Source organism: Halomonas sp. DP5N14-9, from assembly GCF_019802175.1.
Lineage (GTDB): Bacteria > Pseudomonadota > Gammaproteobacteria > Pseudomonadales > Halomonadaceae > Halomonas > Halomonas litopenaei.
In genome coordinates this window covers 325,956-344,895 of record NZ_JAHVHR010000002.1, presented here as the reverse complement: position 1 = coordinate 344,895, position 18,940 = coordinate 325,956, and the positions used below count along the sequence as shown (strand labels likewise).

The following is an 18,940-nucleotide window of genomic DNA, read 5'->3' as shown; positions in this document are numbered from 1 at the left end:
GGCCAAGCGCCGCACTCGCCGCGGGAGCGATCCCGCTGGGGTCACTACTGACTCTGGTCCTGATTCTGGCTCAGACCATAGACATAGGCGGCGACCAGGTGGACCCGCTCCTCGCCGATGTAGGCGGCCTGCGCCGGCATATGGCCGTTGCGGCCGTTACGCAGCGTCTGACGCACTGAGTCGGCCAGGCTCTGGCCCGGTGCCTGGTACAGCCAGCTGTCGTCGGTCAGATTGGGCGCGCCCAGCGCCTGGTTGCCGGTACCGTCAGGCATATGGCAGGCGGCACATACCGAGGTGAAGACGGCGCCGCCTTTTTCGGCACGTTCGGCGTCTTCGGCCTGGCCGGACAGCGACAGCACATGCTGGGTCAGGTTCTCGATATTGTCCGCGCCGAGCTGCTGCCATGACGGCATCAGGCCATTGCGTCCGTTGTTGATGGTGGTGACGATGTGCTCGGGCTCGCCGCCGTAGAGCCAGTCGTCGTCGGTCAGATTGGGGAAGCCGTAGCCGCCCTTGGCGTTGGAACCGTGGCAGATGGCGCAGTTGTTAAGGAAGATGCGCTCGGCCACCTGCATGGCGTCACCGTCCTGGGCGAGTTCCGGGATGGGTACCTGCTGGTACTTCTCGAAGATCGGTGCAAAGCGCTCTTCGGCCTGGGCGACCTCTTCCTCCCACTGACCTTCCTGGCTCCAGCCCAGCACACCGGCGAAGTTGCCGAGGCCCGGATACAGCACCAGATAGCCCAGGGAAAAGATCACCGTGGCAACGTAGAGCTGAAACCACCAGCGAGGCAGCGGGTTGTCGTATTCGTCGATACCGTCGGCGGTGTGGCCGGTGGTCTCGACGGTGCCGTCGGCGTCAGGGCGCTTGTCGGTCTTGCGGTTGGCCCACAGAAGCCAGAACGCAAAGCCGATGGTGCCGAGCGTGATGACGATGATCCAGGCACTCCAGAAGCCTGAGAGGGCATCACCCCAAAGCGTATTCATGTGTTCTTCTCTCCCCTGTCCTCTCGGGAATCGGCCTGTCGCTCGGCCGTGCGGTCACGATTCGGTTGTTCGTCGTCGTCGGCGAACGGCAGCTGCGCCGCCTGATCGAACTCACGCTTGCGGCGGCTCGAGTAGGCCCAGGCCACCAGGCCCAGGAAGGCGATCAGCAGGATGCCGGTCAAGATGCCGCGAAAGGTTCCGATATCCATGGTTACGGGCTCTTCGCCGAGCTGGGCAACACCGTGCCAAGCTGCTGCAGGTAGGCGACCAGGGCGGTGATTTCACGCTCACCGCGGACCTCGCTGGTGGCGTTGGCGATCTGCTCGTCGGTGTAAGGCACGCCCAGTTTCTGAAGGGTGCGCATCTTGGCCGGGGTGTCCTCGCCGTCCAGGGTGTTCTCGAACAGCCAGGGGTAGGCCGGCATCACCGATTCCGGCACCACGTCCCGCGGGTTGTAGAGGTGGGCACGATGCCAGTCGTCACTGTAGCGACCGCCGACGCGGGCCAGGTCCGGGCCGGTGCGCTTGGACCCCCACAGGAAGTTGTGCTCGTAGACGGATTCACCGGCCACACTGTAGTGGCCATAGCGCTCGGTCTCGGCACGGAAGGGGCGAATCATCTGCGAATGACAGCCGACGCAGCCTTCGCGGCGATAGATGTCCCGGCCTTCCAGTTCCAGTGCGGACAGCGGCTCGAGGCCCTCGACCGGCTCCGTGGTCTGCTTCTGGAAGAACAGCGGTACGATCTCGGCCAGGCCACCGAAGCTGATCACCACCAGCACCAGCACCGCCATCAAACCGACGTTCTTTTCTATGATCTCGTGTTTCATGTCAGTCTCGGTCCTTCGTTGACTCAGGCGGTCTGGGGCAGGGGCGCGCCGCGCTTGGCGGAACCCTTGACGGTCATGGCCACGTTGACGGCCATGATCAGCATGCCGGTCACCCAGAAAAGGCCACCGATCAGGCGCACGATGTAGCCGGGGCCGCTGGCCTCGACGGTCTCGACGAAGGTGTACATCAAGGTGCCGTCTTCGTTGATGGCGCGCCACATCAGGCCCTGCAGGATGCCGTTGACCCACATCGCGGCGATGTACAGCACGGTGCCGATGGTGGCCAGCCAGAAGTGCACCGCCACCAGCTTGACGGAGTACATCTCGGTGTGACCGAACAGGCGTGGAATCAGGTGGTACATCGAGCCGATGGTGATCATCGCGACCCAGCCGAGGGCGCCGGCGTGGACGTGACCGATGGTCCAGTCGGTGTAGTGGGACAGGGCGTTGACGGTCTTCACCGCCATCATCGGGCCTTCGAAGGTCGACATGCCGTAGAACGACAACGCGACGACGAGAAAGCGCAGGGTCGGGTCGGTTCGCAGCTTATGCCAGGCCCCGGAGAGGGTCATCATGCCGTTGATCATGCCGCCCCAGGAGGGCGCCAGCAGAATGATCGACATCACCATCCCCAGCGACTGCGCCCAGTTCGGCAGGGCGGTGTAGTGCAGGTGGTGGGGGCCGGCCCACATGTAGACCATGATCAGTGCCCAGAAGTGGACGATGGACAGGCGGTAGGAGTAGACCGGGCGCTCGGCTTGCTTGGGCACAAAGTAATACATCATGCCGAGGAAGCCGGCGGTCAGGAAGAAGCCTACCGCGTTGTGGCCGTACCACCACTGCACCATGGCGTCGATGGCGCCGGAGTAGATGGAGATGGAGTAGGTGGCGGTGACCGGAAGGGCCGCGCTGTTGACGATGTGCAGTACGGCAACGGTCAGGATGAAGGCGGCGAAGAACCAGTTGGCCACGTAGATGTGGGAGGTCTTGCGGACCTTGATGGTGCCGAGGAAGACGGCTGCGTAGGTCACCCACACCACCGCGAGCAGAATGTCGATGGGCCATTCCAGCTCGGCGTATTCCTTGACCTCGGTGAGGCCCAGCGGCAGGGTGACGACCGCGCACAGGATGACCGCCTGGTAGCCCCAGAAGGTAAAGGCGGCCAGCTTGTCGCTGATCAGCCTCACCTGGCAGGTGCGCTGGACGACGTAGTAGGACGTCGCGAACAGGGCGGAGCCGCCGAAGGCGAAGATGACCGCATTGGTATGCAGCGGGCGAAGCCGACCGAAGCTTGTCCAGGGCAAGCCAAGGTTGAGTTCCGGCCAGACCAGTTGGGCGGCGAGAATGACACCGAGGGTCATGCCCACGATGCCCCACACCACCGTCATGATCGCGAACTGCCGGACCACCTTGTAGTTGTAGGTCGGATGTTCAAATGCTGTGCTCATGATCAGTTTCCCATCGATCGCGTAAAGGGGACGATCCCCCGGCCATAGTGCCTGCCCGGCAATTGCCTCAGAATGATGCAGATCAACAACCACTCAGAATTCTAGCCCAGCCTGGCAGTGAGAAGAACTTAGCCTCTGGTGGCAGTGAACTTTGGAAACTTGGCCGTGTCACAACTCGTTTTACCCGACGCTTTTACTCAGGAATTCAGCCAGGCACTCGCCGCCGGGCACCGTGGCGAGTGGCAGGTGCCCGACCTGGCGCCGGTGATCCTGGAGGGACCACCTTGCCGAGACGTGTTGTTGCTGGCGCATGGGGCCGGTGCCGGACACGATTCACCCTTTTTGCTTGAATGGCGCGCGGCGCTGGCCCGGGCCGGCGTACAGACGCTGTCATTCGAGTTTGCTTATCTGCGCGAGATGCGTGCGGCGGGGCGTCGGCGGCCGCCGCCCAGGGTGGCTCGGCTGGTGGAGGAAATGCGCCTCTGGCGTGACGTTTTGTCGCAGATGGTGCCAGGGGCGCTGTGGCTCGGCGGCAAGTCCATGGGCGGGCGGGTGGCCAGTCTGCTGGCCGCCGAGGACGGTGCACCGGGGCTGGTGCTGGCTGGCTACCCCTTTCATCCCGTGGGCAAGCCCGAGCGCCTACGGCTGGATCACTGGCCGTCGCTGGCTTGCCCTCTGGTGGTGCTGCAGGGTACCCGGGACCCTTTCGGTACTCGAGACGAGGTGGCGGGCTATGAGTTGCCGGCGCATGCGCGTCTTGAATGGCTCGAGGATGGTGACCACGACTGGTCGCCGCGGCGCTTGAGTGGACTGTCGCGTCAGGACCTGATGGCTAAGGCGGCGCGCGCTACCGCGGACGCCATGGGCAAGTCGTGAGCGCTTCTTTCTGCAAGGGTGGATATCACGGCGCTGTGGCGCCAGCCCTTGCGCCGTCTGGCTTTCGGCCCAAGTCGATGAATGCACGGGCAAAAGTCGGGACAAAAAAAACGAGAAAGATGCGTGGAGCGCGTTGACATCCCCCGGATGTTCTGTAGAATGCAGCGCCACGTGACCAGGGGTGGTTAGCTCAGCTGGGAGAGCACCAGCCTTACAAGCTGGGGGTCACAGGTTCGAACCCTGTACCACCCACCATCATGAAAATGATGGATGGACACGTAGAGTAGAGAGCGCTGGACCGGTAGTTCAGTTGGTTAGAATGCCGGCCTGTCACGCCGGAGGTCGCGGGTTCGAGTCCCGTCCGGTCCGCCAGCGTCTCTTCTCGAATTGGTCATCATTGCGGACCGGTAGTTCAGTTGGTTAGAATGCCGGCCTGTCACGCCGGAGGTCGCGGGTTCGAGTCCCGTCCGGTCCGCCACGATGACAAGCCAAAGACGACGTCTTCAGGAAACTCGAGACATCGCACCGTGTGAAATAACGTGGGTGATTAGCTCAGTTGGTTAGAGCACCAGCCTCACATGCTGGGGGTCACTGGTTCGAATCCGGTATCACCCACCACGCGGACCGGTAGTTCAGTTGGTTAGAATGCCGGCCTGTCACGCCGGAGGTCGCGGGTTCGAGTCCCGTCCGGTCCGCCAGTTTCACTCGATCCAGTTCGCTGGAAAAGTCCGGTCCTGTTACCGGCGCTTATTTCGGAAGGCCCCGCTGCTACGCAGCGGGGCCTTTTTCGTGTGCGTCAGGTCAGCGGTGGTGGACGAGGGTTGACTGGAGGGCTATCCAGGGAGCTGTTCCAGGAGGGCGATTCCAGGGGCTATTTTAGGAGCTCTTTCAAGAGCTCTTTCAAGAGCTATCCCCGGAGCTGGCCAGAAAGAAACCTTTGCCCGACGATGCGTTTTGCGCGCATTTTCATCGAGGGGGGTGGCAGAGGGTGGACTGCTATCATACAGTTGTTTGAAATTGGTCGATGAGTGGCGCCAATTGTGTGAGCGCGCCATCCGACACCGCCAACAACAACGCGCAGCCTGTGCTGCGAAGGACCGCCCCGTGACCGCCTATCCCCAGCTCTTCACTCCCTTGCGCCTGGGCCATCTGAGCCTGCCCAATCGTGTGCTGATGGGCTCCATGCATACCAACCTGGAAGAAGCACCGCGCGGCTTCGAGCGTCTGGCCGCCTTCTACGCCGAGCGTGCCCGCGAGGGAGTGGCGCTGATTGTGACCGGCGGCATCGCCCCCAACGCCGAAGGCGCCGTCTTCCAGGGGGCCTCGCAGTTGACCAGCGAGGACCAGCTCGAGGGACACCGTCAGGCCGTCGAGGCGGTGCACGCCGAGGGCGGACGCATCTGCATGCAGATCCTGCACGCTGGGCGCTACGCCTACTCGCCGGAGCTGGTGGCGCCGTCGGCGATCCAGGCGCCGATCAACCCCTTTACCCCGCGTGAGCTCACTGACGAAGATGTGGAGCGGCAGATCGACGACTACGTGCGCTGCGCGCGCCTGGCCCAGCAGGCCGGCTACGATGGCGTCGAGATCATGGGCTCCGAGGGCTACCTGATCAATCAGTTCATCTGTCGGCGCACCAATCAGCGGCAGGATCGTTGGGGCGGCGACTTCGACAATCGCTGTCGCTTTGCGCTAGAGATCCTGCGCCGGGTACGCGCGGCGGTGGGGGATCGCTTTCTGCTGATCTACCGGCTGTCGATGATCGACCTGGTGGAGGACGGCAGCACCCATGACGAGGTCATCGCCCTGGGGCGGGCGGTGGAAGCCGCCGGTGCCGACGTCATCAACACCGGCATCGGCTGGCACGAGGCCAGGGTGCCGACCATCGTCACCAGTGTGCCGCGGGCGGCCTTTACCGAGGTATCCCGGCGCATGCGTCAGGTGGTGGCGATTCCGCTGATCACCACCAACCGCATCAACATGCCCGAGGTGGCTGAGCGGGTGCTCGCCGAGGGCCACGCCGACATGGTCTCCATGGCCCGGCCTCTGCTGGCCGACCCCGCCTGGGTGGCCAAGGCTCGCGGCGACAGAGCGGATGAGATCAACACCTGCATCGCCTGCAACCAGGCCTGCCTCGACCACACCTTCCAGGGCAAGCTGACCTCGTGCCTGGTCAACCCTCGCGCCTGTCACGAGACCGAGCTGTCGCTGGAGCCGGCCGCCACGCCGCAGACGGTGGCGGTAGTAGGGGGCGGTCCTGCTGGACTCGCTACCGCCGTCAGTGCCGCCGAGCGGGGACACAGGGTCACCCTGTTCGAGCGCCAGGCCAGTCTGGGGGGGCAGTTCAACTTTGCCCGTCGGATACCTGGCAAGGAGGAGTTCGACGAGACGCTGCGCTACTTCCGGGTCATGCTCGACAAGACCGGCGTCGACGTCAGGCTGTCCTGTGAGGCAACGCTGGCCGACCTCGAGGGCTTTGATCACGTGGTGCTGGCCACCGGCGTCCGTCCCCGCCAGCTTCAGTTGCCCGGTGCCGATCATGCCAGTGTGCTGAGCTACGCAGAGGCAATCGAGTCACCCGGGCGGGTCGGGCGGCGGGTCGCCATCATCGGCGCCGGCGGTATCGGCTTTGACGTGGCGGAGCTACTGACCCACGTCGCCCCGGGTGACGACCCCCTGGCCGAGTGGTGTGACGAGTGGGGCGTGGATCTCGCCGTGAGCGCGCCGGGAGGGCTCAAGCCCGCACAGCGTCCCGAGTCACCGCGGGAGGTCTTTCTGCTGCAGCGCAAGAGCTCCAAGCCCGGAAAGGGGCTCGGCACTACCTCTGGCTGGGTGCATCGGGCCTCGCTGCGCCATCGGGGCGTCCAGGCGATACCCGGCTGCGAGTATCAGCGTATCGACGACCAGGGCCTGCATCTGAGCGTTGACGGCGAGGAGCGCACCCTGGCCGTGGACAGTGTGGTGGTGTGTGCCGGGCAGGAGTCGGTGCGCGAGCTGGTAGCGCCACTTGAGGCTGCCGGCGTTCGGGTGTCGATCATCGGTGGGGCGGACAAGGCAGCGGAGCTGGACGCCAAGCGCGCCATCGATCAGGGCGTACGTCTGGCGGCGTCGCTGTAGGATTGTCGACAATAAAATATGCAGATTCGGTAATCCTCAGGAGGTGCGCTGTCGTGCCTCATGAGGACCGGGCAGGTGGCGTCCGGCGCTGGCTTCCCGACCGTCGGCTACCTCGGCTTTGGTGCCTCTTGACCCTCTTAGGTCGAATTACGTCTGGACAATGAAACGCTTCTGCTGGCATGAGTTCTTATAGGTAAGGACGTTCAGCGTTGAAGACTCGAGCATCGTCATTGGCTAATGCTGTTCTACGCTGAGAGTACCCCCTCGACAAGGGCGATGGCAGGCAAGGGTGGGTGACGTCGTCCAGATCGAGTCCCGGGCATCACAGGAGGCATCGATGAGCATCTTCGACCACGTGCAGAACCGCTTCGCTCGCGTCCAGCAGGAAGAAATGTCCCTGCAGGAATATCTGGAACTCTGCCGTCAAGACCCTTCCGCCTACGCCAGTGCGGCCGAACGCATGCTGGAGGCCATCGGTGAACCCGAGGTGATCGACACCGCCAAGGACCCGAGGCTGGCGCGGATCTTTTCCAACAAGGTGATACGCCGTTACCCGGCGTTCAGTGAATTCCACGGCATGGAGGAGGCCATCGAGCAGATCGTGGCCTACTTCCGCCACGCCGCTCAGGGCCTGGAAGAGAAAAAGCAGATTCTCTACCTGCTGGGGCCGGTGGGTGGCGGCAAGTCGTCGTTGGCCGAGCGGCTCAAGCTGTTGATGGAAAAAGTGCCGTTCTACGCCATCAAGGGTTCTCCGGTGCACGAGTCCCCGCTTGGCCTGTTCTCGCCGGAAGAGGACGGCGAGCTGCTCGAGAAGGAGTACGGCATTCCCGGTCGGCACCTGCGCAGCGTGATGTCCCCCTGGGCCGCCAAGCGACTCAAGGAGTCCGGTGGTGACATCTCTCAGTTCCGGGTGGTGCGGCTATATCCCTCACGGCTCAATCAGATCGCCATCTCCAAGACCGAGCCTGGCGACGAGAACAACCAGGACATCTCCTCGCTGGTGGGCAAGGTGGACATCCGCCAGCTCGAGCTCTACTCCCAGGATGATCCGGACGCCTACAGCTTCTCCGGTGGCTTGTGTCGGGCCAACCAGGGTCTGATGGAGTTCGTCGAGATGTTCAAGGCGCCGATCAAGGTGCTGCACCCGCTGCTGACCGCCACCCAGGAAGGCAACTACAACCCCACCGAGGGCATGGGCGCGATACCCTTCGATGGCGTCGTGCTGGCCCACTCCAACGAGAGCGAGTGGCAGGCGTTCCGCAACAATCGCAACAACGAGGCCTTCCTCGACCGGGTCTACATCGTCAAGGTGCCTTACTGCCTGCGGGTCTCCGAAGAGATCAACATCTACAAGAAGCTGCTCGAGCACTCCTCGCTCAACCAGGCTCCCTGCGCGCCGGATACCCTGCGCATGCTGGCCCAGTTCTCGGTGCTGTCGCGGCTCAAGGAGCCGGAGAACTCAAGCGTCTACTCCAAGATGCGGGTCTATGACGGCGAGAACCTGAAGGACACCGATCCCAAGGCCAAGTCGATCCAGGAGTATCGCGACAGCGCCGGGGTGGACGAGGGCATGGACGGGTTGTCCACACGCTTCGCCTTCAAGATCCTGTCGAAGGTATTCAACTTCGACAACCATGAGGTGGCGGCCAACCCGGTGCACCTGCTGTACGTGCTGGAGCAGCGTCTGGAGCAGGAGCAATTGCCCAAGGAGACCTTCGAGCGTTACCTGCGCTACATCAAGGAGTACCTGGCGCCGCGCTACGTCGACTTCATCGGCAAGGAGATCCAGACCGCCTACCTGGAGTCCTACTCCGAGTACGGTCAGAACATCTTCGATCGCTACGTCACCTACGCCGACTTCTGGATCCAGGATCAGGAGTATCGGGATCCCGAGACCGGCGAGCTGTTCGATCGCCAGTCGCTCAATGACGAGCTGGAAAAGATCGAGAAGCCGGCGGGCATCTCCAATCCCAAGGACTTCCGCCACGAGGTGGTCAACTTCGTGCTCAGGGCGCGTGCCCAGAACAACGGCATGAATCCGGGCTGGCAGTCCTACGAGAAGCTGCGTGGTGTGATCGAGCACAAGATGTTCGCCAACACCGAGGAGCTGCTGCCGGTGATTTCCTTCAACGCCAAGGCATCCTCTGCCGACATCAAGAAACACGAGGACTTCGTGGCGCGGATGAAGGATCGAGGCTACACCGAGAAGCAGGTGCGCCTGCTGTCGGAGTGGTACCTGAGGGTGCGCAAGTCGCAGTAGCCGTGAAGGCACCGGGAGCGTCCCGGTGCCTGCCACCCTTGTCGACTGCGCCCAGGAGGTCCCATGACCTACTTCATCGATCGCCGAGCCAACGCCAAGAACAAGAGCGCGGTCAACCGCCAGCGCTTTCTTGACCGTTATCGGACCCATATCAAGCGCTCCGTGGAGGAGGCGGTGAATCGCCGTTCCATCACCGACATGGAGCGCGGCGAGAAGGTCTCGATCCCGAGCCGTGATATCTCCGAGCCGGTATTCCAGCACGGTAGCGGGGGGCGTCGCTCCATCGTCGCGCCGGGCAATCGCGAATTTCAGGAAGGGGATCGCCTGCGCCGTCCGGACGGTGGCGGCGGTGGCGGCGATGGCAGCGGCGAAGGCGGCGCTTCCAATCAGGGTGAGGGCATGGACGAGTTCGCCTTCACCCTGACGCGGGAGGAATTTCTCGAGTTTGTCTTCGACGGCCTGGAGTTGCCCCACCTGGAGCGCAAGCCGCTGGTCGACGTCGAGGAGGTGCGGCCGGTGCGCGCAGGGGTGTCCCGGGACGGGGTGCCGGCGAGGATCAACATCGTGCGCTCCATGCGCGAGGCCCAGGCCCGACGTATCGCCATGCGGGCGCCCATTCGTCGGGCCCTGCGCGAGGCTCAGGAGGCACTGGAGGTCGAGGAACGCAAGGATCCGGTGCTCAGAAACCCCGCTCGCATCCAGGAGCTCAAGGACGAGATCGAGCGCCTGGAGCGGCGCCTGGAGGCGGTGCCCTTCATCGACACCTACGATCTTCGCTACAACCACCTGATCAACCAGCCCCAGCCATCGAGCAAGGCGGTGATGTTCTGCGTGATGGACGTCTCCGGGTCGATGACCCAGGCCCACAAGGACATCGCCAAGCGCTTCTTCCTGCTGCTGTACCTGTTTCTCGAGCGCAGCTACGAGCGGGTCGAGCTGGTCTTTGTCAGGCATCATACCGCCGCCAAGGAGGTCGACGAGGAGGAGTTCTTCTACTCCAGGGAGACCGGCGGCACCATCGTCTCCAGCGCCTTGACCCTGGTCGACGAGATCATCGACAAGCGCTACCCGCCGGGTCAGTGGAATCTGTACGTGGCCCAGGCCTCGGATGGCGACAACTGGGACGATGATTCGGTGAACTGTCGCGAGCTCCTGACCAAGTCACTGATGGGGCGCCTGCAGTACTTCACCTACGTGGAGATCACGCCCCACGCCCACCAGGCCCTGTGGGAAGAGTACGAGCGGGTGGAGGCGGCCTATCCTGACCGTTTCGCCATGCGTCAGATCGTCGAGCCGGGGGATATCTATCCGGTGTTCCGTGCCTTGTTCAAGCGTCGCGCCGAGAGTTGACCCCTCGGTCGACTCGACAGCCGACCGGGGCCTTGCGGCCCCTGAACAAGCGCTACGCAACTCCGGGCGATGATAGAGCCCCGGAGAGGAGGGGAGCTCCATGACCACCTTGACCAAGCGCCACGCCAAGCCCATCGCCACCGGCTCCGACTGGAGCTTTGACGATCTCACCGAGTTCGAGGCCGAGATCGCGCGACTGGCAGACGAGTACCGGCTCGATACCTACCCCAACCAGATCGAGATCATCACCACCGAGCAGATGATGGACGCCTACGCCAGCGTCGGCATGCCGGTGGGCTATCACCACTGGTCCTTCGGCAAGCAGTTTCTGGCGGTGGAGCAGGCCTATCGGCGTGGTCAGATGGGGCTGGCCTACGAACTGGTGATCAATTCAGATCCCTGCATCGCCTACCTGATGGAAGAGAACACCCTGATGATGCAGGTGCTGGTCATGGCGCACGCCTGCTATGGCCACAACTCCTTCTTCAAGGGCAACTATCTGTTTCGGACCTGGACCGACGCCTCCTCGATCGTCGACTACCTGGTGTTCGCCCGCAAGTACATCAGCCAGTGCGAAGAGCGCCACGGTGTCCAGGCGGTGGAGCAGCTACTCGACGCCTGTCACGCCCTGCAGAATTATGGCGTCGACCGCTACAAGCGTCCGTCCCCGGTATCTCCCGAGGAGGAGGCTCGCCGTCAGCAGGAACGCGAAGACTACCTGCAGACCCAGGTCAACGCCCTGTGGCGCACCATTCCGACCGGTGATGTGGGCAGCATCGCAGAGCCCATGGCGTCCGAGGACGATCCGCTGGGGCTGCGAGGCGGCGGGCGTTATCCGCCGGAGCCCCAGGAAAACCTGCTGTACTTCATCGAGAAGAACGCTCCGCTGCTGGCGCCCTGGCAGCGTGAGGTGGTGCGCATCGTGCGCAAGCTGGCCCAGTACTTCTACCCCCAGCGTCAGACCCAGGTGATGAACGAAGGCTGGGCGACCTTCTGGCACTACACCCTGATGAATCGCTTGTTCGACGAGGGCGCGGTGGACGAAGGGCTGATCCTCGAGTTCCTGCAGTCGCACACCGCCGTGGTCAGTCAGCCGGCCTTCGATAGCCCCTACTACAACGGCATCAACCCCTACGCCCTGGGGTTCGCCATCTTCACCGACCTGAAGCGTATCTGCGAGGCGCCCAATGACGAGGACCGCGAGTGGTTCCCCGACATCGCCGGCAGTGACTGGCGCGAGACGTTGAACTTTGCCATGCGCAACTTCAAGGACGAGTCCTTCATTCAGCAGTTTCTCTCGCCCAAGGTGATTCGCGATCTGAAGCTGTTCCAGATCGTCGACGATGATCAGGAGGAGACCCTGGAAGTCGGCGCCATCCACGATGAGCGCGGCTACCGGCGGGTGCGCGAGGCGCTGTCCACGCAGTATGCGCTGTCGCTGCGTGAGCCCAATATTCAGGTCTATGAGGCGGATATCCGTGGTGATCGTTCGCTGACGCTGCGCCACGTGCAGGATCAGCGGCGACCGCTGGCACGCAGTGTCTATCCGGTGATCCGTCATCTGCATCAACTGTGGGGCTTTCCGGTCAAGCTGGAGTCCTGGGACGGCGACGAGGTGGTGCGTCGCTATCAGTGGCCGCTGCCGGACAGCGAAGAAGGCGCTTGAGACTCGGCAAGAGCGGCAAACGACAACACCCCGGGCCATCGGCCCGGGGTGTTGTCGTTCTGGTGTGGCTCAGGGGCGAGTTCTTTTCAGCCTACCCCTGGTAAATCCGACGCTGGGTCAGCCAGACGTCAAGGCTTGGCGGTCCAGGACTGGCACCACCCGCCCGGCTCCACGCTGTTCTGCGGGAACAGCTGGCAGCCTTCGGTCTCGGCGTTGAAGAACATGCAGTTGGCGCAGGTCTCTCCCTCTTCGTAGGCGGCGTTGCCACTGGCGTCGCTGGCGTTCTCGACGTAGCCGAGCGCCTTGGCCTGGGCGTTGTCGGTATCCAGGCGCGGCAGGCTCTGGGCCAGGGCGGTGCGGGACAGTACGCCAGCGCCCAGAGGCAGGGCGGCGATGCCCAGCAGACTGTGGCGCAGGAAGTCACGGCGGCTGTGCTTGGCCATGGTGGGGCTCCTCGTTGTGGCTCGATCGATGGTGATCGAAGTCGATAGTCGAACGGTCTTGGTTGGGTCCGTTTCTGCTGGACCGATGTTATCGAGTGTGCCCGGTGAGCCTGGGCGACCTCGTGCGCTCTAGGCGGCGCTGAACATTCAGATTAGCTAAGCCTTTGAGTCTTGGCGAATCCTCGCTACTCCGCTGCGGCAATCCGCCACGCAGGTGGTGCCTGTCGGGTGGTGCTGCCCGTGCCGCGCCGGCGCTGATATACTGCGCCGCGAGCACACCACATCTTGCCGTCTGTGCCGTGGGCTTGGTTGGCCAGGCGAAGACGGACATCGAAGGAGGGCGACCATGCAGAATGCAGTGATCCTGATCAATGCCGAAAAGGGCCAGGTCAAGGCGGTGGCGGAGCGCCTCGCCGAGGTCGACGGCATCAGCGAGGTGTACTCCACCTGTGGTCGCTACGACCTGGTGGCGATCGCGCGCACCCGTGATTTCGAGAGCCTGGCCGAACTCGTCACCGGTCGCCTGAACGCGGTGGAGGGGATCGCCGACACCGAGACCCTCAACGCCATGCAGGTGCACTCCCGTCACGACCTGGAGACCATGTTCTCGCTGGGGTGGTAGCAAGATCGCGTGTGCAGCCCGGTGACTGCGCCGGGCCGGCGCAACGCCGCTCGTTCGACGCGCCGGCGACCAGCACCTCTTCGCCATCTCGTGACTCTTTGCATCAAGGAAGCGTGTGGACCTTTCACTCGATCGCCTGATACCCCGCCCCCGAAACCTCCTTGTCTCGCTGGTGCTGGTCGCCGCGGGTGCCTTTCTGTGGCACAGCACAGAGCAGGGCTACCGTGATCGCATGAGCTGGATGGGGGTAACCGAGTGGGCCGAGCCCGGCGTCTTGTCCTTCACCCGCGTCATGCGCAACGATGGCTATCTGCTCGGATGGTCGGATGTCCGCGTCGGTGCGCTGTGGGTCAGCTATGAGCTACGCCAGAGCGGGGATCGACAGATCGGGCCGCGACCCGGTTTCCGCCAGGACTGGCGCACGCTGTGGCCTGTCAGCACCACGAGCTACTCGGGCAGTGGTTACGACCGCGGCCACCTGGCCCCGAACTACGCCATGGCCAAGGTGTGGGGAGAAGACGCCCAGGACGACAGCTTTCTGATGAGCAACATGATGCCGCAGAAGCCCGCGCTCAATCGGCAGCTGTGGCAGCGCCTGGAGGAGGTGGTGATGGACCACTTCCTGCCGCGCTTCGGCCGGCTGCAGGTGATCACCGGCCCGATCTACGCCGAGACACGAATCACCGATCTCGAGATCGATCGTCTACTCGATCGCGTCGGCTTCGTCGAGGTGCCGGTGGCGTTCTACAAGATCGTGGTGGTGCCGGGCGATACGCCGCTGGCGGTGGCGTTTGTGATGCCCCAGGACGTGCGTGGCGACGAGTCGCTCAAGCAGTTTCTGGTCAGCATCGACGAGGTAGAAGCAAGCACCGGGCTGAATTTCCTGCCGCGGCTGGCGGCGAGCCAGGAAGCCGACTGGGAGTCGGTCGCGGGGGTCGGCGACTGGGCATTGTCCCAGGTGGCCGAGTTGCCCTCTCGATTCGACTAGGTAGAGAGTTCGCGGGTGCCGGAAAGACGGCGGAGCTGGCTGTTGCTGTTCTGCTGCGTCAGGAGGGGGCGCAGAGGGATAGTGCAAGAGGAAGGTGAGGTAGAGGGATAGCCGGGAGCGGTGCAGATTTCAGGCACAAAAAAACCGCGACGAGGCGCGGGTTCTTGTTGATCCGATGTGGATCCGTTGTCTGCATGACGATGGTGCCCAGGAGAGGACTTGAACCTCCACGTCCATAAGGACACTAGCACCTGAAGCTAGCGCGTCTACCAATTCCGCCACCTGGGCATGTCATGCGATTCTCTTGTCAATCTTGCATCAGTCTGTCGTGTTCGTCGACCCTGACGAGTCGATGGTGCCCAGGAGAGGACTTGAACCTCCACGTCCATAAGGACACTAGCACCTGAAGCTAGCGCGTCTACCAATTCCGCCACCTGGGCGAACACGTGCTGCTTGACTGACAAAGAGCGTGACGACTTGCATCGTCGTGATCCCGAAGGATCGTTGGTGCCCAGAAGAGGACTTGAACCTCCACGTCCATAAGGACACTAGCACCTGAAGCTAGCGCGTCTACCAATTCCGCCATCTGGGCAAGTGGCGCGTATGTTACCGAATCATCTGAATAATGCAAGCGTCTCGATAGGGAATCGCGCGATTTTTTTTGCCGTTGTGACCATCGCCTGAATGGGCCCTCGGTGGGCGGCGGGTCTATCCACGGGCGCTTATGGTTGGGTCAAGGCCGCGCCAGCGCTATACTGCGCGCATGTTACGACAAATTTTCGACAAGACCGCACGCTCGCGCCCGGGAGTCGGCGCTCACCTGCCGTCCTCGACCCTGCCAAGGATGCCTTTCGCATGACCCATTGGACGCTCGACGCCGACGAACACGCTCTCCGCGAAGCCCACAAGTACGACAACCCCGCCCCGTCCCGCGAATACCTGCTCAAGCGGCTCGAGGAAATCGGGGCGCCGGTGACCCATGAGGCCATGAGTGATCAGCTGGGTCTCGATGACGAGGACCTGCGCGAGGCTGTGCGTCGCCGACTGTCCGCGATGGAGCGGGACGGCCAGGTGCTGCGCAACCGTCGCAACGCCTATGCGCTGATCGACAAGCTCGATCTGATCAAGGGCAAGGTGCTGGGGCATCGGGACGGTTTCGGCTTTCTATTGCGCGACGACGGCAAGAAGCCTGATCTGGTGATCCCCCCGCGACAGATGCGCCGGGTGTTTCACGGTGACCACGTGCTGGTGCGCATCAGCGGACGCGATCGCAGGGGCCGTGACGAGGCCACGGTGGTGGACGTCATCGCGCGCAACACCCAGACCATCGTCGGTGTGTATCGCGAGAATACTCCCGAGTTCGGGGTACTGATCCCCGAGAACAATCGGATCACCCAGGAGGTGATCATCCCGCACAGCGCCTGTGGTGGCGCCCAGGACGGCCAGGTCATCTCGGCACGCATAGTCAAGCAGCCCGAGACCCGGGTGCAGCCGGTGGGTGAGGTCATCGAGGTGCTGGGAGAGCGTATGGATCCCGGTATGGAGATCGACATCGCGCTGAGAAGCTACGAGATCCCGTCCGAGTTTCCGCCGGATGTCACCGACCAGATCGCCAGCATGTCCGCCGAGGTCGCCGAGGAGGACAAGCTCCACCGCATCGACCTGCGTGACAAGCCGCTGGTCACCATCGATGACGAGACCGCCAAGGACTTCGACGACGCGGTGTGTGCCTACAAGACGCGTTCGGGCAGCTGGAAGCTCCTTGTCGCCATCGCCGACGTGTCGCACTACGTGCGTCCCGGCAGCCCGCTCGATCAGGAGGCCATCGCCCGCGGCAACTCGGTGTACTTCCCGGGGCAGGTAGTGCCGATGCTGCCGGAGCTGCTGTCCAATGGACTGTGCTCGCTGAATCCGGACGTCGATCGTCTGGCGCTGGTGTGCGAGCTCAACATCTCCAAGACCGGGGCCATCAGCCGTTATCGCTTCTACGAGGCGGTGTTCCGTTCCCATGCCCGGCTGACCTACAACAAGGTGGCGGCGATCCTTCAGGACGAGGGGGAGGAAGGCGAGGCCCTGCGCCAGGAGTACAAGTCGCTGGTGCCGTCGCTGAAGAACCTGCACAGCCTCTACCAGTTGCTGCGAGAAGCGCGCACCGAACGGGGTGCCATCGACTTCGAGACCACCGAGACCGCCATCGTCTTCAACGACGAGCGCAAGATCGAGAAGATCGTGCCGCGCTCGCGCAACGACGCCCACAAGATCATCGAGGAGTGCATGCTGGCGGCCAACGTTGCCACCGCGCGCTTCCTCGACAAGCACGACCTGCCGGCGCTGTACCGTATCCACGAGCGTCCGTCGCCGGAGCGCCTGGACAAGCTGCGGCTGTTCCTCAACGAGATCGGCATGTCACTCGGCGGTGGTGATGAACCGACGCCCCAGGACTACCGTGACCTGGCCGAGGCGATCAAGGGTCGCGACGATGCCGACATCATCCAGACGGTGATGCTGCGCTCGATGAGTCAGGCGGTGTATTCGCCCCACAACGAGGGCCACTTTGGCCTGGCCTACCCGGCCTACGCCCACTTTACCTCGCCGATTCGTCGCTATCCCGATCTGCTGGTGCACCGCGCCATTCGTTCGGTGATCCGCGGACCGCGCCAGACCAACACCGTGCTGCGCGCCGAGGGAGCGCCGGTGGAGCCGCCGACCAAGTGGTGTCCCTATACCTTCGAGCAGATGCTCGAACTTGGCGAGCACTGCTCGATGACCGAGCGTCGTGCCGACGACGCCACCCGTGACGTCGAGGGCTGGCTCAAGTGCGAGTTCATGTCCGACAAGCTCGGCGAGGTCTACGACGGTACCATCGCCTCGGTCACCCAGTTCGGTATCTTCGTGCGCCTCGACGCGTTCTATGTCGAGGGGCTGGTCCACGTCACCTCCTTGCCGTCGGACTACTACCACTACGAGCCCGAGAAGCATCGTCTCAAGGGCGAGCGTACCGGCACCAGCTATCGTCTGGGCGATGGGGTCACCGTTCAGGTGGCTCGAGTCGACCTCGACGAGCGCAAGATCGACTTCGAGATGGCCGACGACAAGCCGCGCCCTCGTCGGGCACCGCGCAAGCGTCGCGACGCAGGCGCGCAGGGCAAGGGGCGTAGCAATGGGCAAGGTGACAAGCCCGCCCAGGCCAGCAAGGGGCGTGGCGGCAGGTCGGCCCAGGGCGACACCAAGCGCCGTGCCGACGGCCCTTCCGGGGTCGGCGAACAGGACGCCCCGAAGAAGAAGGGCGGACGTCGGCGCCGCGGTCCGCGGCGTGGCAACAAGGGATGAACACCCGCGTGATGATTGACCAGGAGGCCGCCCGTGGCCAAGCATGATTCCAGACGCCGTCGCCACGGCCAGAGCCAGTCCCAGACGCATGACCAGGCGCGTACTCAGGCGCGTGGCAAGGGGCGTGGTCAGCATGGTCCGGCAGTGCCGAACGGCCTCGACAGTGTGTTCGGCGTTCACGCCGTCCGGGCACTGCTGGAGCGTGGCGAATCACCCAAGGAACTGTGGGTGCAGGAGGGCGACGCAGAGCGTCGTCTCAGTGAGCTGGTCGATACCGCGCGCAGTCGCGGCGCCAGGCTCAGGAGCGTGCCTCGTGAAGAGCTCGACGGCCTTTCCCAGGGTGCCTCCCATCAGGGTATCGTGGCGTTCTGTCCGCCACTGGCGCCGGAGGGCGAGGAGTCCCTGTGGCACAAGCTCAAGGCCTGGCCGCTGGAGACGCCGCCGCTGTTGCTGATCCTCGATGGTGTCACCGACGTTCACAACTTCGGCGCCTGTCTACGCAGTGCCGACGCCGCCGGGGTGCACGGCGTGATCGTGCCCAAGGACAAGTCGGCACCGCTCAACGCCACCGTGCGCAAGGTGGCCTGCGGTGCCGCCGAGAGCGTGCCGGTCTATCAGGTGACCAACCTGGCCCGCGCCATGGCGCGACTGAAGGAAGAAGGGGTGTGGATCACCGGTACCGCCGGCGAGGCCGACGCCAGCGTCTTCGCTGCCGACTTCACCGGGCCCATGGCGCTGGTGATGGGGGCCGAGGGCAAGGGCATGCGTCGGTTGACCCGGGAGGCCTGCGACAACCTGGTCAAGCTGCCCATGGCGGGCACCGTCTCGAGTCTCAATGTGTCGGTGGCCACCGGCGTCTGTCTGTTCGAGGTGGTGCGCCAGCGCGAGCTCAAGGCCCGCGGATGACGGTGTCGCCCCAGCATCGGCTTGCAACCCTGATCACAACTCCGTAGAATCTGTGCGCCCGTGCGTTCTGCGCGGGACAGGCTAATTGTTATTCACTCCTTGCTTCCCCCGGCGCCGAG

General features: G+C 63.7%; 14 protein-coding genes and 8 tRNA genes. 14 read left to right on the top strand and 8 right to left on the bottom strand.

Going from position 1 to position 18,940, the window contains the following annotated elements:
- Positions 1 to 44: 44 nt before the first annotated feature.
- Genes ccoP through ccoN form a run of 4 tightly spaced genes read right to left on the bottom strand, consistent with a single transcriptional unit; the run spans position 45 to position 3,263 of the window.
- Positions 45 to 986, bottom strand: coding sequence for a cytochrome-c oxidase, cbb3-type subunit III (gene ccoP / locus KUW00_RS03155; RefSeq protein WP_045992152.1), 942 nt, complete (start codon positions 984 to 986; stop codon positions 45 to 47).
- On the bottom strand, positions 983 to 1,195 hold the full coding sequence (locus tag KUW00_RS03150; RefSeq protein ID WP_045992151.1) for a CcoQ/FixQ family Cbb3-type cytochrome c oxidase assembly chaperone: 213 nt from the start codon (positions 1,193 to 1,195) through the stop codon (positions 983 to 985). The genes ccoP and KUW00_RS03150 overlap by 4 nt, the downstream gene beginning before the upstream one ends.
- A 2-nt stretch (positions 1,196 to 1,197) precedes the next feature.
- Entirely contained in the window at positions 1,198 to 1,815 is a 618-nt protein-coding gene (gene ccoO, locus KUW00_RS03145; protein WP_108131320.1) for a cytochrome-c oxidase, cbb3-type subunit II, read from the bottom strand.
- 23 nt (positions 1,816 to 1,838) lie between these two features.
- Positions 1,839 to 3,263, bottom strand: a complete 1,425-nt coding sequence (ccoN, locus tag KUW00_RS03140) for a cytochrome-c oxidase, cbb3-type subunit I (RefSeq protein WP_045992149.1) — start codon at positions 3,261 to 3,263, stop codon at positions 1,839 to 1,841.
- Positions 3,264 to 3,428: 165 nt separating this feature from the next.
- Between ccoN and KUW00_RS03135 the strand changes: the two genes are divergently transcribed.
- From KUW00_RS03135 to KUW00_RS03090, 10 genes are all read left to right on the top strand, one after another.
- Positions 3,429 to 4,139 (top strand): alpha/beta family hydrolase, encoded by a 711-nt coding sequence (locus tag KUW00_RS03135; protein ID WP_124802784.1) that lies wholly within the window; start codon positions 3,429 to 3,431, stop codon positions 4,137 to 4,139.
- Positions 4,140 to 4,318: 179 nt separating this feature from the next.
- Positions 4,319 to 4,394: transfer RNA gene (locus KUW00_RS03130), tRNA-Val, on the top strand.
- A 40-nt stretch (positions 4,395 to 4,434) separates the two neighbouring features.
- Positions 4,435 to 4,511, top strand: a tRNA-Asp gene (locus KUW00_RS03125).
- A 29-nt stretch (positions 4,512 to 4,540) separates the two neighbouring features.
- Positions 4,541 to 4,617, top strand: a tRNA-Asp gene (locus KUW00_RS03120).
- 63 nt (positions 4,618 to 4,680) lie between these two features.
- Positions 4,681 to 4,757: transfer RNA gene (locus KUW00_RS03115), tRNA-Val, on the top strand.
- Between the two features lie 3 nt (positions 4,758 to 4,760).
- Positions 4,761 to 4,837: transfer RNA gene (locus tag KUW00_RS03110), tRNA-Asp, on the top strand.
- Between the two features lie 406 nt (positions 4,838 to 5,243).
- Positions 5,244 to 7,256, top strand: coding sequence for an NADPH-dependent 2,4-dienoyl-CoA reductase (locus KUW00_RS03105; RefSeq protein WP_222568203.1), 2,013 nt, complete (start codon positions 5,244 to 5,246; stop codon positions 7,254 to 7,256).
- A 337-nt stretch (positions 7,257 to 7,593) separates the two neighbouring features.
- Complete coding sequence (locus KUW00_RS03100; RefSeq protein ID WP_045992147.1) at positions 7,594 to 9,516, top strand: PrkA family serine protein kinase; 1,923 nt, start codon at positions 7,594 to 7,596, stop codon at positions 9,514 to 9,516.
- A 63-nt stretch (positions 9,517 to 9,579) separates the two neighbouring features.
- Positions 9,580 to 10,866, top strand: a complete 1,287-nt coding sequence (locus KUW00_RS03095) for a YeaH/YhbH family protein (RefSeq protein WP_045992146.1) — start codon at positions 9,580 to 9,582, stop codon at positions 10,864 to 10,866.
- Between the two features lie 100 nt (positions 10,867 to 10,966).
- On the top strand, positions 10,967 to 12,532 hold the full coding sequence (locus KUW00_RS03090; protein WP_222568202.1) for a SpoVR family protein: 1,566 nt from the start codon (positions 10,967 to 10,969) through the stop codon (positions 12,530 to 12,532).
- Between the two features lie 128 nt (positions 12,533 to 12,660).
- On the opposite strand, the gene KUW00_RS03085 is transcribed toward KUW00_RS03090, so the two are convergent.
- On the bottom strand, positions 12,661 to 12,975 hold the full coding sequence (locus tag KUW00_RS03085) for a high-potential iron-sulfur protein (RefSeq protein ID WP_045992144.1): 315 nt from the start codon (positions 12,973 to 12,975) through the stop codon (positions 12,661 to 12,663).
- A 346-nt stretch (positions 12,976 to 13,321) separates the two neighbouring features.
- On the opposite strand from KUW00_RS03085, the gene KUW00_RS03080 reads away from it, so the two are divergent.
- The gene (locus KUW00_RS03080; protein ID WP_045992143.1) at positions 13,322 to 13,597 is read left to right on the top strand and encodes an Lrp/AsnC family transcriptional regulator; all 276 of its coding nucleotides are present in this window, start codon (positions 13,322 to 13,324) and stop codon (positions 13,595 to 13,597) included.
- A gap of 115 nt (positions 13,598 to 13,712) precedes the next feature.
- Entirely contained in the window at positions 13,713 to 14,585 is an 873-nt protein-coding gene (locus KUW00_RS03075) for a DNA/RNA non-specific endonuclease (protein WP_315901102.1), read from the top strand.
- 201 nt (positions 14,586 to 14,786) lie between these two features.
- Here the strand turns inward: KUW00_RS03075 and KUW00_RS03070 are convergent.
- The 3 genes from KUW00_RS03070 to KUW00_RS03060 form a co-directional block, all read right to left on the bottom strand.
- A tRNA-Leu gene (locus KUW00_RS03070) sits at positions 14,787 to 14,873 on the bottom strand.
- 65 nt (positions 14,874 to 14,938) lie between these two features.
- Positions 14,939 to 15,025 (bottom strand) — tRNA-Leu (locus KUW00_RS03065).
- Positions 15,026 to 15,090: 65 nt separating this feature from the next.
- Positions 15,091 to 15,177 (bottom strand) — tRNA-Leu (locus KUW00_RS03060).
- 263 nt (positions 15,178 to 15,440) lie between these two features.
- Between KUW00_RS03060 and rnr the strand changes: the two genes are divergently transcribed.
- Together rnr and rlmB are read left to right on the top strand one after the other, a co-directional pair.
- Positions 15,441 to 17,915: a ribonuclease R gene (gene rnr / locus KUW00_RS03055; RefSeq protein WP_108131325.1), complete on the top strand. Its 2,475-nt coding sequence runs from the start codon at positions 15,441 to 15,443 to the stop codon at positions 17,913 to 17,915.
- A gap of 165 nt (positions 17,916 to 18,080) precedes the next feature.
- Positions 18,081 to 18,821, top strand: a complete 741-nt coding sequence (gene rlmB, locus KUW00_RS03050) for a 23S rRNA (guanosine(2251)-2'-O)-methyltransferase RlmB (RefSeq protein ID WP_222568414.1) — start codon at positions 18,081 to 18,083, stop codon at positions 18,819 to 18,821.
- Positions 18,822 to 18,940: the final 119 nt, after the last annotated feature.

What these genes read in the sequence shown, in the direction of transcription:
- ccoP (WP_045992152.1), bottom strand. Translation starts at nt 986, where the DNA reads ATGAATACGCTTTGGGGTGATGCCCTCTCAGGCTTCTGGAGTGCCTGG.
- KUW00_RS03150 (WP_045992151.1), bottom strand. Translation starts at nt 1,195, where the DNA reads ATGGATATCGGAACCTTTCGCGGCATCTTGACCGGCATCCTGCTGATC.
- ccoO (WP_108131320.1), bottom strand. Translation starts at nt 1,815, where the DNA reads ATGAAACACGAGATCATAGAAAAGAACGTCGGTTTGATGGCGGTGCTG.
- KUW00_RS03080 (WP_045992143.1), top strand. Translation starts at nt 13,322, where the DNA reads ATGCAGAATGCAGTGATCCTGATCAATGCCGAAAAGGGCCAGGTCAAG.
- KUW00_RS03095 (WP_045992146.1), top strand. Translation starts at nt 9,580, where the DNA reads ATGACCTACTTCATCGATCGCCGAGCCAACGCCAAGAACAAGAGCGCG.
- KUW00_RS03100 (WP_045992147.1), top strand. Translation starts at nt 7,594, where the DNA reads ATGAGCATCTTCGACCACGTGCAGAACCGCTTCGCTCGCGTCCAGCAG.
- KUW00_RS03085 (WP_045992144.1), bottom strand. Translation starts at nt 12,975, where the DNA reads ATGGCCAAGCACAGCCGCCGTGACTTCCTGCGCCACAGTCTGCTGGGC.
- KUW00_RS03090 (WP_222568202.1), top strand. Translation starts at nt 10,967, where the DNA reads ATGACCACCTTGACCAAGCGCCACGCCAAGCCCATCGCCACCGGCTCC.
- ccoN (WP_045992149.1), bottom strand. Translation starts at nt 3,263, where the DNA reads ATGAGCACAGCATTTGAACATCCGACCTACAACTACAAGGTGGTCCGG.
- rnr (WP_108131325.1), top strand. Translation starts at nt 15,441, where the DNA reads ATGACCCATTGGACGCTCGACGCCGACGAACACGCTCTCCGCGAAGCC.